This window comes from Duganella violaceipulchra, from assembly GCF_019166075.1.
Taxonomy (GTDB): Bacteria; Pseudomonadota; Gammaproteobacteria; order Burkholderiales; family Burkholderiaceae_D; genus Rugamonas; species Rugamonas violaceipulchra.
This window is the reverse complement of record NZ_JAHTGR010000010.1, coordinates 195,722-208,464: the sequence shown is the minus strand read 5'-3', so window position 1 is coordinate 208,464 and position 12,743 is coordinate 195,722. Positions and strand designations below refer to the sequence as shown.

The window sequence follows — 12,743 nt, the reverse complement described above, 5'->3', positions numbered from 1 at the left end:
TTTTACGTCGCGTAGTACCGTTTCAGCAGCGCGTTGACGGCGGCGGTCATGCCCAGCATCGCTGCCGCGTGCATGGCGGACGCCGTCAGCAGAAGCGTCTGCGAACCCGTCACCGCCACCTCGCGCACGGTGCCGTCGCTGCCGCACAGCGGAACCAGCATCGGCGCCAGCATCATGCCGGCGCCGTGCACGGCTGCCATCAAGGCGGCCGAGGCGGCGTGGCCGGCCGCGATCGGCGCCATGACCTGCAGCGCCGGCTTAGGCGGCTGCATGACAGCACGTGGCCGCAGCTGGCGCGGCCTCGTAACGGTCGTGGTGGCGCACCCACGCCATCGTATAGGGCAGGTCTTCCTCGTGGCGGCCCAGCGGGGTCAGGTCGAGGAAGTTATAGGTGTGCATCATCACCTCCACGCCGCGCCCATAGGTCGAGTAGCTGTGGTAGACCACGCCGTCGTCATCCTTGTAGAACACGCTGACGCCGGGCATGTCGGGGTTTTTGATGGGCTGGCGCTGGTAGTTGTAGTTGACTTCGCCGCTGGCCAGCTCTTCGGGCCGGAAGCTGACGTGGAAGTCGTAGTTGAAATCGCCTTCCCCTGACGATACCCAATTGAAGCGCCAGCCCATGCGATGGCGGAATCTCTCGATGTCGACCAGCGCCGCGCGCGAGACGGCGACGAAGGTCACGTCGCGCTGCGCCAGGTGGGCGAGGGCGCCGTCGGTATGGTCCGCCATATAAGAGCAGTGGCTGCATCCCTGTTCGGCGCCGGGCGTGAACATGAAGTGCTGCACCACCAGCTGGCGCCGGCCTTCGAACAGATCGGCCAGCGTGCGCTTGCCTTGCGGCGTGTCGAACACATAGTTTTTTTCAACCCGCACCCACGGCAGCGCCCGGCGTTCGCGGGCGACCTGGTCCTGCATGCAGGTCAATTCCTTCTCGCGCGCCAGTAAGTTCTGGCGTTGCCGCAGCCACAGTTCGGGCGAGACGACGGTGTGGTTCAAGGTTTCGGTAGTGGTGCTGGTCATAGTTGCCTCCTGTAGTAGCGCCTCGGATCGGCGCTGCAGGACAACTCTATGCCTTTGGCAGTGGCGCAGTGAGTAACAAGATTGTCGTGAAACCGCTTACGGCCTTCTGACGTTCAGGACTGATCATCTTCCGCTTTGCTTTCGGAATGCGGCTTTCCGGTCTCAAGAAACACCCAGATCGAAACTCCCAGTCCGACAATCATTGCGATGACAGTGACGATGGCATGGATCAGGTTCATCTCTCCCTCACTTTCGGAAGGTAATAAAACGCTACCACGCCCAGAAGCACGGACGCGGTGGAGAAGCTAATGCTGATTATGAACATCAAGCTCGGGTCGACCAGGCGAGGGTCATGCTCGGCGACAACGTTGAGCGCGCAGAGCGCTCCGTATAAAGTGATGAATAGCAGCGATATGCTATTAAGAATGCTTTTCATGCTAGTTGCGGTCTAGGTAAGCCACTTACTGTTAGTCGGTTTCATATGCAGATCCCGAAATCCTCAGTTTAGGCGGATTGCCGGGTTTCGCTATTGAGTTCGCTCACGGTGCGCAACGTGGTCTGGAGAACTGTTTTGCAGTGCTGCGCCGCACAAGCAGGCTGTACTTCGCTATAATTACGCGGTTAAACATTTGCCAGCACTTACGAGGAAAAATCCCATGAGCTTGAACAAAGTATCTTCCGGCCGCGACCTGCCGAACGATTTCAACGTCATCATCGAAATCCCGATGAACGCCGATCCGATCAAGTATGAAGTCGACAAGGAGTCGGGCGCGATCTTCGTCGATCGTTTCATGGGCACCGCCATGCACTACCCGTGCAACTACGGCTACGTGCCGAACACCCTGTCCGCCGACGGCGACCCGGTCGATGTGCTGGTCATCACCCCGTTCCCGCTGATCCCGGGCGTGGTGGTGCGCTGCCGTCCTGTCGGCGTGCTGAAGATGACCGACGAAGCCGGTGAAGACGCCAAAGTGCTGGCCGTGCCGGTCGACAAAGTACTGTCGATCTACAGCCACTGGCAGAAGCCGGAAGACCTGAACGAACTGCGCCTGCGCCAGATCCAGCACTTCTTCGAGCACTACAAAGACCTGGAAAAAGGCAAATGGGTCAAGATCGACGGCTGGTACGGTCCGGACGAAGCCAAAGCAGAGATCCTGAGCAGCGTCGCCGCTTACAAGAAGGAAAACGGCATCGCGTAATTCGCGCTGTCTAAAACAAGAAAGCCCCGAGCGCCAGCGCCAGGGGCTTTTTTTTATCCGCGCGGCGCGCCGCTGGCCGCTTCGGCCTCGCGCCGCAAGCGCGACATGTATTGCGGGGTGATGCCCAGGTAGGACGCGATCGCCCGCTGCGAGATGCGCGCCTCCAGCCCCGGATACTCTTCGCGGAAGGCCGCCAGCCGCTCGTGGGCCGAGGTTTCGCCATTGGTGTAGGCGCGCTGCGCCAGCGTCTGCAAACCGTGCATGGCGATGTTCAGATGGTAATGCTGCATCACCTCGTGCTGCGCGCGCAGCTCGCAGGAATGCTTCCAATCCAGCGTAAAGCCGTGGATCGGCGTTTCCGCGATCAGGAACTGCACCGCCGGCTGGCCGGTCTCGCCGCTGATCAGATCGGTCAACGTGGTGGCCGATTCGCCTTCGCGGTAGAAACGCAGGGTCACTTCGATGCCGTCGCGGTTGAAGAAACCGCTGCGCACCACGCCGCTGCTGATCCAGTGCACCTGGGTCGCCGGCACGCCGGCGCGCTGCATGTATTCCCCCTTGCGCACGTGGAAAGGCTTGGCGATGGCGGCCAATAATTCGGTTACGTTGCTGTAGGACTCATCGCTGACGTCGATCCGCTTCATCGTGGCGGTCTTGAACCGCTCACGTTGTCTAATAAAATCTGCATTCATGCTTGGCTTGCCACGTTCCTGATAAAACCCTACAAAGGGGCACAGAGTATAGGCCCGTTTGAAATTGCTGTGAAGCAAACTGGTTTCATGCTTGTATCGATAGTAGGTACCGCTACCATTCTACTCCGAAGCCGCGGAGACGGCTTTGAACGGCACGTGCTCGGCCAGTTCGTCGATGTAGTCGTTCATGGCGGCGGTTTCTTCGCGCAGGAAATCGGCGATGGCGCCGGCGAAGCGTGGGTCGGCCACCCAGTGGGCCGACCAGGTCGGCGTCGGCACCAGACCGCGCGACATCTTGTGCACGCCCTGCGCGCCGCCCTCGAAGCGGGCGATGCCGTGGCGGATGCAGTAGTCGATCGATTGCACGTAGCAGGTTTCAAAGTGCAGACCGGAGACGAATTCCAGCGTTCCCCAGTAGCGGCCGTACATGATGCCGCCGCCCACCAGGTTCAGCGCGGCAGCCACCGGCGCGTCGCCGCGCCTGGCCAGCACCATCATCATGCTGTCCGGCGTCTCGCGCAGGACGCGTTCGAAAAATGCCAGCGACAGGTAGGGCTTGGAATAGTGCGCGTGGTAGGTCGACACGTAGCAGTCGTAGAAGAAGCCCAGCACCCCAGCGGTGATCTGCGCGCCGGCCAGATGCTCGAAGACGATGCCCGCATCGTGCACGCGGCGGCGGTCCTGGCGGATCTTCTTGCGCTTCTCCATCTTCATGCCGGCCAGGAAGGCCTCGAAATCCACATAGCCGGGATTATCCCAATGGAATTGCACGCCTTCGCGCAGCATGAAGCCGGCATCGGCCAGCGCCTGCTTGTCCTGCTGGTCGGGGAACAGGATGTGCAGCGACGAGGTGCCCAGCTGGCGCGCCACCTGGAGCGCGGCGCGCGCCAGCAACTGGCGGTCTTGCTGCGTGTGCGCCAGCAGCCGGCTGCCGGTCACCGGCGTGAACGGCACCGCCGACAGCAGCTTGGGGTAGTACTCGATGCCGTTGCGGTGGAAGGCGTCGGCCCAGGCGTGGTCGAACACATACTCGCCGCGGCTGTGATCCTTCAGGTACAGCGGCATGGCCCCGGCCAGCACGTCGTCGCGATGCAGCACCAGATAGCGCGGGCTCCAGCCGGTGTCGGGCGAGGCGCAGCCGCTCTCGTGCAGCGCGTGCAGGAAGGTGTAGCTGAGCGTTGGATTGTCGCCGGCCAACGCCTGCCATTGCGCCGGGTCCACCCCGTCCAGTGAGTCGATGATGGTAAATACTGCTTCTGACACGCCTGCCTCCGGCCTTTGATGTTGGCGCAAGTCTAGCCTATCTGACGCCGGTCTGTTGGCGGCGGCACGGCTGTCCCCGTGAGATAATTCGATTTTGCATGTCCCTTGTGCTCGCGAAAGACTACACATGACCTCGAATTTCCTGAATCTGTACACCCACGATTTCGCCCGGGTCGCCATCGCCGCGCCGATTTGCCGGATCGCCGACCCCGCCTACAACGCCCTCCAGACCATCGCCCTGGCCGAACAGGCCGCCGCACAAGGCGCGGCGCTGGTGGCCTTTCCCGAGCTGGGCCTGTCGGCCTACACCTGCGACGACCTGTTCCACCAGCGCGCCTTGCTCGATGGTTGTCTCGATGCGCTCGACAGCATCGTCGCCGCCTCGGCGCAATGGAAGCTGGCGCTGGTGGTCGGCGTGCCGCTGCGCGTCGAGCACCAGTTGTACAACTGCGCGGTGGTGATCGCCAACGGCCAGATCCAGGGCGTGGTGCCGAAGAGCTATCTGCCCAACTACGGCGAGTTCTACGATGCGCGCCAGTTCAGCAGCGGCGACTACGCGGTCGCCACCGAGTTCGACCTGTTGGGCGAGCGGGTACAGTTCGGCTCCGGCCTGCTGTTCGAAGTGGCCGACATGCCGCTCTTCAAATTCCACGTCGAGATCTGCGAGGACGTGTGGGTGCCGATTCCGCCGTCGTCGTTCGCGGCGCTGGCCGGCGCCACGGTGCTGGTCAACCTGTCGGCCTCGAACGCGCTGGTGGGCAAGGCCGGCTACCGCAACCAGCTGGTGTCGCAGCAATCGGCGCGCTGCATTTCGGCTTACCTGTACACCTCGGCCGGCACCGGCGAATCGACCACCGACCTGGCCTGGGACGGACAGGGCGTGATCTGCGAGAACGGCGAGATGCTGGCCGAGTCCAGGCGCTTCAGCGACGAAGCCACGCTGACCTTTGCCGACATCGACCTGGAGCGCCTGTCGCGCGAGCGCATGCGCATGAACACCTTCGCGCAGTCGGTGCAGCGCCACGCGGCCGAAGTGAACAAGTTCCGCACCGTGTTCTTCGAACTGGAGATCGGCCGCGAAGAGCCGCTGGCGCTGAAGCGCTGCGTCGAACGCTTCCCCTACGTGCCGGCCGACGCGCGCCGCCGCGACGAGCGCTGCAACGAGGTCTACAACATCCAGGTGCAGGCGCTGGCGCAGCGTCTGAACTCCAGCAACATCAAGAAGATCGTCATCGGCATCTCCGGCGGCCTCGACTCGACCCACGCGCTGCTGGTGTGTGCGCGCGTGATGGACAAGCTGAACCTGCCGCGCACCAATATCCTGGCCTACACGATGCCCGGCTTCGCCACCAGCGAACGCACGCTGACGCAGGCGCATGCGCTGATGAAGCTGGTCGGCTGCTCGGCGCAGGAAATCGACATCCGCCCCAGCTGCATCCAGATGCTGAAGGACTTGAACCATCCGTATTCGGAAGGGCAGGCGCAGTACGACATCACGTTTGAAAACGTGCAGGCCGGCGAGCGCACCAACCACCTGTTCCGCCTGGCCAACCACCACAACGCCATCGTCTGCGGCACCGGCGACCTGAGCGAGCTGGCGCTGGGCTGGTGCACCTACGGCGTGGGCGACCACATGTCGCACTACAACATCAACGCCAGCGTGCCGAAGACGCTGATCTCGCACCTGGTGCGCTGGGTCGCCGAGTCCGGCGTGATCGGCCGCAACGACGCGCAGGTGCTGCTCGACATCCTGGGCACCGAGATCAGCCCCGAGCTGGTGCCGGGCACGGCGGACGGCCAGCCGGAGCAGCGCACCGAGAGCACCATCGGTCCTTACGAGCTGCAAGACTTCAACCTGTACTACGTGCTGCGCTTCGGCTTCCGTCCGTCCAAGGTCGCCTTCCTGTCGCTGACCGCCTGGCAGGACAAGGAGAAGGGCCGCTGGCCGGATGGCGACCACGTCACCCGCAACCAGTACGGCCTGGGCGCGATCAAGAAAAACCTGGGTATTTTCCTGGACCGCTTCTTCCGCACCAGCCAGTTCAAGCGCAGCTGCGTGCCGAATGCACCGAAGGTGGGCAGCGGCGGTTCGCTGTCGCCGCGCGGCGACTGGCGCGCGCCGAGCGATGCGCAAAGCGTTGTATGGCTGGAAGAATTACGCTCCATTCCGGTGCAAGAAGCAGGGAATTGACAGGTATTCGCATACGTTGATGGACAGTGCGTGCGTGTCGATTACAATACAAAGTAAACGCGCGCGGCTCGCCCGGCACCAGATTTTCGTTGAAACAAAATAAGGAGAAGTCATGAAACAGATTACCGCTGTGATCAAGCCGTTCAAGTTGGACGAGGTGCGCGAAGCACTGGCCGAAGTCAATGTCACCGGCCTGACCGTTACCGAAGTCAAAGGTTTCGGCCGCCAGAAGGGCCACACCGAACTGTATCGTGGCGCCGAATACGTGGTCGACTTCCTGCCGAAAGTGAAGGTCGAAGTGGTGGTCGACGACGGCGTGGCCGAGCAGGTGGTGGACGCCATCATCAAGGCCGCCCGCACCGGCAAGATCGGCGACGGCAAGATCTTCGTGCAGAATGTCGAGCAGGTGATACGCATCCGTACCGGCGAGACCGGCGCAGAAGCTGTTTAAACCCGCACGGCCAGGCGGGGTCAGACCCCGTACGGGGTCTGACCCCTAAGCGGCGCGGCAAGCGTATCGCTGACCGCACACGGGGTTCCCCGACGTTTTTTGTATATCGTTGCTTGGTTATATTAGTTCGAGTTCTCTGCGTGGATTTGTAATATAGACCCACTGTCCACCCACCGGGAACTCGTGTCATGACCACTCGCACACTCGCAGCACTGTCGTTGTTCGCTGCCGCCGCCAACCTGGGCGCCGCGCCCAGCGTCTATCCCACCGGCGTGACCCGCTACGACACTGCCACCGCCTACAACAGCTACGTGATCTTCAGCGGTCAGGACAAGAACACTCACCTGATCGACATGAACGGCAACGAGGTCCATCGCTGGAACGCCGAAGGCTTCCCGCCGGTGCTGCTGGACCCCGCGCTGACCGGCGGCAGGCGCGGCCACGTGCTGGTGCAATTGGCCAGCACCGTCGGCACCTCCAACGAGGGCAACGGCCTGCGCAACCAGGCTATCGGTGAGCTGGACTGGAACAGCAAGGTCGTCTGGCAGTGGGGCGCGGCCGGCGGCGCGCAGGATGCATATGCGGCGCCGGTGGAAGGCAAGGCGTCCTCGCAAGTACCCGGCGGCAGCGCCAAGCAGCATCACGACTGGCGCCGTCTGCCGAACGGCAATACGCTGGTGCTGGCCAACCTGGTGCATCCGCTGGCCGGCTTCGCTGCGCCGCAGGTGCTCGACGATGTGATCTACGAGGTCACGCCGGGCGGCGATCTCGTCTGGAAGTGGCTGGCCTCCGATCATTTGAACGAATTCGGCTTCAGGCCGGAATCGCTGAAGCTGGTGAAGAATGGCGCCTCGCCGCGCGGCAAGGCCGCGCCGTTCGACTACCTGCACGTCAACAATATGTCGGTGCTGGGGCCGAACCGCTGGTTCGACGCCGGCGACCAGCGCTTCAATCCCGAGAACATCCTGATCGATTCGCGCGAGGCCAACTTCATCGTCATCATTGACAAGCAGACCGGCAAAGTGGTGTGGTCGCTGGGGCCGGACTATCCGGCGCAGGTACGCGGTCCGCGCGTGCTGCCACGCCCGGTGGACCAGATCATCGGCCTGCACGATGCGCACGTGATCGAGCCGGGCCTGCCCGGCGCCGGCAACATCCTCGTGTTCGACAACCAGGGCGAGGCGGGCTATCCGCGCGTCAGTGTCGGCGTGCAGCCGCGTTCGCGGGTGCTGGAGATCGATCCCGTCACCAAACAGATCGTGTGGGAATACACCGGCGGCGATTCGAACGGGCCGGACTGGGGCTTCTACAGCTCCTTCATCAGCAGCGCGCGCCGCCTGCCGAACGGTAACACCCTGATCGATGAAGGTACGTTTGGCCGCATTTTCCAGGTCACCAGCAAGGGCGACATCGCCTGGGAATACATCAGTCCGTACTTCGCGCCGACGCCGGTAGCCGGCGCGGGCAAGCCGGTGTTGAGTAATTGGTTGTACCGCGCCCAACCGGTGCCGTACAACTGGGTGCCGGAAGGCACTCCGCGTTCCGAAAAAGCGGTCACGCCGCCGGAGCCAGGCAAGTTCCGCGTAGCCACGAACTAAGCGCGAACACGCCACCGCGCCGCTGATCGCAGCGGCGCCATCACCCACCTACGACAACAGAACGCGCCGGCCGCCAAGCCGGCGTGCGGGGCGCATCACGCCCGTCATTTTGAATGGAAGACTGCTATGCAACAGAATAAATTGGCCGCCGCCGTCGCCGCGGCATACGGACTCCTGCTGGTTGCCGCGGCGCCGGTGCAGGCACAGAACGCTGCGGCGCTGGGATTGTCGACAGTTTCCGCCACCGCCGCCGAAGCCGCCACAGCTGAAGGTGCCGAGCCTTCGGCCGCCGCCGCCGATGCCTCGCTGGAAGTGGTGGCCCGCGTCACCGTCTCCACGCGCCGTCGCAACGAGACCTCGCAAAGCGTGCCGACGTCGATGAGCGTGCTTGACAGCGGCGCGCTGGAAGTCAACCGCGTCTACCGCGTGCAGGACTTGCAACAACTGCTGCCCAGCACCACCGTCAACTACGTCCATGCGCGGCAGATGAGCTTTGCCGTGCGCGGCCTCGGCAACAACCCGGCCAGCGACGGCCTGGAGGGCAGCGTCGGCGTCTATCTCGACAATGTGTACCTGGCCCGTCCCGGCATGGCCGCCTTCGATGCGCTGGACATCCAGCAGCTGGAACTGTTGCGCGGTCCGCAAGGCACGCTGTTCGGCAAGAACACCACTGCGGGCGTGCTCAACATCACCACCAAACAGCCGACCTTCCGCAGCGAGAACAGCGCCCAGCTGTCGCTCGGCCAGCAGGACTACGTGCAGGCCAAGGCCGTGCTGTCGGGCGCGTTCTCGGACACGGCGGCCGGCCGCATCGCCGTCTACAAGACGCATGAGGGCGGTTACATCACCAACGTCTACAACGGCAGCAAGGTGCAGGGCGGCGACCGCGAGGGCGTACGCGCCCAGCTGCTGCTGGAACCGAACAGCAAAGTCAGCGCCCGCCTGATCGCCGATTACAACGTCGAGGATTCCAACAACGGCACGCTGATCTTCTACAGCGCCGGACCGGGCGGCAAGTTCCTGTCGCAGGCCGCCGCCGTCGGCGGCCACCCGGTCACCGACCCGACGCTGCGCCAGGTCAACCTGGACAGCGGCTCGCATGTGGACGTGCACCAGGGCGGCGTCTCGGGCGAGGTCAACTGGAAGCTGGAGAACGACTACAAGCTCACCTCTATCAGCGCCTACCGTTTCTGGAACTTCACGCCGCACAACGACGATGGCCTCGACGTGCCGGTCACGTTGAACGTCGGCGCCTCGGCGCGCCATCGCCAGTTCACGCAGGAGCTGCGGCTGGCCACGCCGCTGGGGCGGCCGCTGGAATCGGTGCTCGGCGCGTACTACTATTATCAAAATCTGGACAACGTCAACTTCACCTACAACGGGCCGCTGGCCGACAAGTTCAACGCCACGCCGGCCGGCGCCTGGAGCAATGTCACCAGCATCGGCAACGGCCACTTGCGCGTCAACAGCTACGCCTTGTTCGGCCAGTCGATCTGGCACATCGATCCGAAGTGGGACCTGACCGGCGGCCTGCGTGCCACCTACGAAGACAAGATCGCCCAGGTGACGCGCGACGCGCCGTTCGGCGGCGCGGTCGTCAGCGGTCCCGCGCTGGCTTCGCGCAACGCCCGCTACGGCGTGTACAACTCGGGCGACGTCCACCTCAACAACCTGAGCCCGTCGGCGCTGGTCACGCTGGCCTACAAGGTCGATACCGACGTGCTGGCCTTCGGCAGCCTGTCGCACGGCGAGAAATCGGGCGGCATCAACCTGTCGGTGCCGGGCGCGGCGGGCGTGTCCTCGCTCAGGGTCAACAACGAGAAGGCTAACAACCTGGAGCTGGGCATCAAGAGCAACCTGCTGGAACGCCGCGCGCAAGTCAACGCCAGCCTGTTCTGGAACGAGGTCAAGGGCTACCAGAGCAACGCCTACGATCCGGTCAGCGCCACCTCCTACCTGACCAACGCCGGCAACGTGCGCAGCCGCGGCCTGGAGCTGGACACCAGCTTTGTCGTGGCGCGTGGGTTCACGCTGGGCGCCAACGGTTCGTTCAACGACGTCAAGTACAAGCAGTACAAGAACGCGCCTTGCCCGAGCGAGCGGCCGGGCGCCTCGTGCGATCTGTCGGGCCGTGCCGCGCTGGTCAATGCGCCGCGCTGGATCGGCAACCTCAGCGCGCAATACGCCACCGCGCTGGAGGCCAACGTCGAAGGCTATAGCAACATCAATTATGCCTACCGCAGCGGGACTTACGGTACGCTCGATGCTTCGGAGTACTCGCGCATTCCGGCCTACAGCCTGACCAACCTGTCGGCCGGCGTGAAAGTGAAGAACGGCCAGACCCGCTGGGATATTTCGGTCTGGGCCAAGAACGTGTTCGACAAGACCTATTACACCAGCACCTGGAATACCAACCCGGGCGCCTACAACGCCGTGATCGGAACGCCCCGCCAGGTCGGCGTGACCGCCCGCGCAGATTTTTGATTGGAGACCCTGCATGACGAACAACACCCGCCGCCGCGTTCTTAAATCCCTGCCTGCGCTGGCGCTGGCCGGCTATCTGCCGAACGGCCTGGCCGCCGGCAAGGAGCAGCCCAACATCCTCTTCATCCTGGCCGATGACCTGGGCCATGCCGACCTGGGCGTCTACGGCCAGACCGACTTCCGCACACCCAACCTGGACAAGCTGGCCGGGCAGGGCATCCGTTTCACACAGGCTTATGCCAACTCGGCCGTGTGCTCGGCCACGCGCTTCGCGCTGATCACCGGCCGCTACCAGTACCGCCTGCGCGGCGGGCTGGAGGAGCCGATCGCCGGCGCCTCCGACACCATCGGCCTGCCGCGCACGCATCCAACCTTGCCGTCGCTGCTGAAGCAGCAGGGCTACGGCACCGCGCTGATCGGCAAGTGGCACCTGGGCTACTTGCCGACCTTCGGCCCGCTGAAGAGCGGCTACGACAGCTTCTTCGGCAACTACGGCGGCGCCATCGACTACTTCACGCACAAGCCGGGCGTCGGCCCGCAGGTGAAGGAGGACTTGTACGAAGGCGAAGTGCCGGTGCATCAGATCGGCTACTACACCGATTTGCTGGGCGCGCGCGCGGTGGACTTCGTGCAGAAGCAGCAGGCCGGCAAGCCCTTCCTGCTGTCGCTGCACTACACGGCGCCGCACTGGCCGTGGGAAGGTCCGGGCGACGAGACCATTTCGCGCGACATCGACAACATCTTCCACTACGACGGCGGCGACCTGGCCACCTACGGCCGCATGGTGGAATCGCTGGATGCGTCGATCGGCCGCGTGCTGAAGGCGCTGGAGGACAAGGGGCTGGCGGAGAACACCATCGTCATCTTCACCAGTGACAACGGCGGCGAACGCTTCTCGAAGACGTGGCCGCTGACCGGGCAGAAGACCGAGCTGCTGGAAGGCGGCATCCGCGTGCCGGCCATCGTGCGCTGGCCGGGCAGGATCGCGGCGGGGCAGGTGTCCGAGCAGGTGGCGATCAGCATGGACTGGTTGCCGACCTTGCTGGCCGCAGCCGGTGGCGCGCCCGATCCGGCCTATCCGACCGATGGCACCAATCTGCTGCCGCTGTTGCTGGGCCAGGCGAAGCAGCAGGAGCGCACGCTGCTGTGGCGCTACAAGGCCAACGCCCAGCGCGCCATCCGCGCCGGCAATTGGAAGTATCTAAAAATCGGCGGCAACGAGTTCCTGTTCGACGTGGTCAAGGACCAGCACGAGCGTGCCAACCTGGCGCAGCGCCATCCAGAAGTCTTCGCAAAGCTGAAAGGGCAGTGGGAGCAATGGAACAAGGAGATGCTGCCGATCACCGCCGACGTCCGCACGCACGGCGTCAGCGGCAAGGTGCAGGCGGACCGCTACGGCGTGCCGCCTGCGGGCAGCGTCGCTGATTGAGAAGCTGTCGAGGTCAGTCGGCGATCTTTCTGCCCCGGATGCTTTGCAGCTATTTTACGATCGTACCTGACGTCCTCTTGGCGTAATATGGGAATACACGTTTGCGTGTCCCAAGGAGGTCTGTATGAGTCACGTCGCAAAACTTATTATGAGCGGCGGCGCCCAACTGGTATGCCTGCCGACGGCCTATCGATTTGATTCCAAGGAGGTTTTCATTCGAAAGGACCCGGAAACAGGGGAGGTCATACTGTCGTGCCGTCCTGATAACTGGGATAGTTTCTTTGATGCGGTCAAGCGGGCTAACATACCTGCAGATTTCCTCAGCCCAGAGGAACGTCGGCAAGATGTTCAGCAGCGAGATCCATTTGCCAATGCTGCGGGTCGAGGACTGGACCCGCTAGCATTTTCGTGAA

Annotated in this window: 12 protein-coding genes; 7 read left to right on the top strand and 5 right to left on the bottom strand. The window is 63.4% G+C overall.

Annotation, left to right across the window (positions count from 1 at the left end; all coding sequences use genetic code 11):
- Positions 1 to 2 precede the first annotated feature (2 nt).
- The 3 genes from KVP70_RS19760 to KVP70_RS34670 form a co-directional block, all read right to left on the bottom strand.
- Positions 3 to 272, bottom strand: coding sequence for a hypothetical protein (locus KVP70_RS19760; protein WP_217943862.1), 270 nt, complete (start codon positions 270 to 272; stop codon positions 3 to 5).
- Positions 259 to 1,023, bottom strand: coding sequence for a DUF899 domain-containing protein (locus KVP70_RS19755; RefSeq protein ID WP_217943861.1), 765 nt, complete (start codon positions 1,021 to 1,023; stop codon positions 259 to 261). Before KVP70_RS19755 ends, KVP70_RS19760 begins: the two co-directional genes overlap by 14 nt.
- A gap of 113 nt (positions 1,024 to 1,136) precedes the next feature.
- Positions 1,137 to 1,262 (bottom strand): hypothetical protein, encoded by a 126-nt coding sequence (locus tag KVP70_RS34670; RefSeq protein ID WP_255575839.1) that lies wholly within the window; start codon positions 1,260 to 1,262, stop codon positions 1,137 to 1,139.
- A gap of 417 nt (positions 1,263 to 1,679) precedes the next feature.
- On the opposite strand from KVP70_RS34670, the gene ppa reads away from it, so the two are divergent.
- Positions 1,680 to 2,222 carry an inorganic diphosphatase gene (ppa, locus tag KVP70_RS19750; RefSeq protein WP_217943860.1) on the top strand — a complete coding sequence of 181 codons (543 nt, stop codon included), beginning with the start codon at positions 1,680 to 1,682 and terminating at the stop codon, positions 2,220 to 2,222.
- Between the two features lie 53 nt (positions 2,223 to 2,275).
- Here ppa and KVP70_RS19745 read toward each other — a convergent pair whose 3' ends face one another.
- Together KVP70_RS19745 and KVP70_RS19740 are read right to left on the bottom strand one after the other, a co-directional pair.
- Positions 2,276 to 2,914: a Crp/Fnr family transcriptional regulator gene (locus KVP70_RS19745; protein ID WP_229224940.1), complete on the bottom strand. Its 639-nt coding sequence runs from the start codon at positions 2,912 to 2,914 to the stop codon at positions 2,276 to 2,278.
- A gap of 120 nt (positions 2,915 to 3,034) precedes the next feature.
- Positions 3,035 to 4,177 (bottom strand): GNAT family N-acetyltransferase, encoded by a 1,143-nt coding sequence (locus KVP70_RS19740; protein ID WP_217943859.1) that lies wholly within the window; start codon positions 4,175 to 4,177, stop codon positions 3,035 to 3,037.
- Between the two features lie 127 nt (positions 4,178 to 4,304).
- On the opposite strand from KVP70_RS19740, the gene KVP70_RS19735 reads away from it, so the two are divergent.
- From KVP70_RS19735 to KVP70_RS19710, 6 genes are all read left to right on the top strand, one after another.
- On the top strand, positions 4,305 to 6,368 hold the full coding sequence (locus KVP70_RS19735) for an NAD(+) synthase (protein ID WP_217943858.1): 2,064 nt from the start codon (positions 4,305 to 4,307) through the stop codon (positions 6,366 to 6,368).
- 112 nt (positions 6,369 to 6,480) lie between these two features.
- Positions 6,481 to 6,819, top strand: coding sequence for a P-II family nitrogen regulator (locus KVP70_RS19730; RefSeq protein ID WP_020705920.1), 339 nt, complete (start codon positions 6,481 to 6,483; stop codon positions 6,817 to 6,819).
- A 188-nt stretch (positions 6,820 to 7,007) separates the two neighbouring features.
- Positions 7,008 to 8,417 (top strand): aryl-sulfate sulfotransferase, encoded by a 1,410-nt coding sequence (locus KVP70_RS19725; protein ID WP_217943857.1) that lies wholly within the window; start codon positions 7,008 to 7,010, stop codon positions 8,415 to 8,417.
- Positions 8,418 to 8,543: 126 nt separating this feature from the next.
- Positions 8,544 to 10,901, top strand: coding sequence for a TonB-dependent receptor (locus KVP70_RS19720; protein WP_217943856.1), 2,358 nt, complete (start codon positions 8,544 to 8,546; stop codon positions 10,899 to 10,901).
- 13 nt (positions 10,902 to 10,914) lie between these two features.
- On the top strand, positions 10,915 to 12,330 hold the full coding sequence (locus tag KVP70_RS19715; protein WP_229224939.1) for a sulfatase family protein: 1,416 nt from the start codon (positions 10,915 to 10,917) through the stop codon (positions 12,328 to 12,330).
- 124 nt (positions 12,331 to 12,454) lie between these two features.
- Positions 12,455 to 12,742, top strand: a complete 288-nt coding sequence (locus tag KVP70_RS19710; protein WP_217943855.1) for an antitoxin — start codon at positions 12,455 to 12,457, stop codon at positions 12,740 to 12,742.
- Position 12,743 lies beyond the last annotated feature (1 nt).

Excerpts from the sequence above, each read along its gene's own strand:
- KVP70_RS19760 (WP_217943862.1), bottom strand. The coding sequence starts at position 272 with ATGCAGCCGCCTAAGCCGGCGCTGCAGGTCATGGCGCCGATCGCGGCC.
- KVP70_RS19755 (WP_217943861.1), bottom strand. The coding sequence starts at position 1,023 with ATGACCAGCACCACTACCGAAACCTTGAACCACACCGTCGTCTCGCCC.
- KVP70_RS34670 (WP_255575839.1), bottom strand. The coding sequence starts at position 1,262 with ATGAACCTGATCCATGCCATCGTCACTGTCATCGCAATGATTGTCGGA.
- ppa (WP_217943860.1), top strand. The coding sequence starts at position 1,680 with ATGAGCTTGAACAAAGTATCTTCCGGCCGCGACCTGCCGAACGATTTC.
- KVP70_RS19745 (WP_229224940.1), bottom strand. The coding sequence starts at position 2,914 with ATGAATGCAGATTTTATTAGACAACGTGAGCGGTTCAAGACCGCCACG.
- KVP70_RS19735 (WP_217943858.1), top strand. The coding sequence starts at position 4,305 with ATGACCTCGAATTTCCTGAATCTGTACACCCACGATTTCGCCCGGGTC.
- KVP70_RS19730 (WP_020705920.1), top strand. The coding sequence starts at position 6,481 with ATGAAACAGATTACCGCTGTGATCAAGCCGTTCAAGTTGGACGAGGTG.
- KVP70_RS19725 (WP_217943857.1), top strand. The coding sequence starts at position 7,008 with ATGACCACTCGCACACTCGCAGCACTGTCGTTGTTCGCTGCCGCCGCC.
- KVP70_RS19720 (WP_217943856.1), top strand. The coding sequence starts at position 8,544 with ATGCAACAGAATAAATTGGCCGCCGCCGTCGCCGCGGCATACGGACTC.
- KVP70_RS19715 (WP_229224939.1), top strand. The coding sequence starts at position 10,915 with ATGACGAACAACACCCGCCGCCGCGTTCTTAAATCCCTGCCTGCGCTG.
- KVP70_RS19710 (WP_217943855.1), top strand. The coding sequence starts at position 12,455 with ATGAGTCACGTCGCAAAACTTATTATGAGCGGCGGCGCCCAACTGGTA.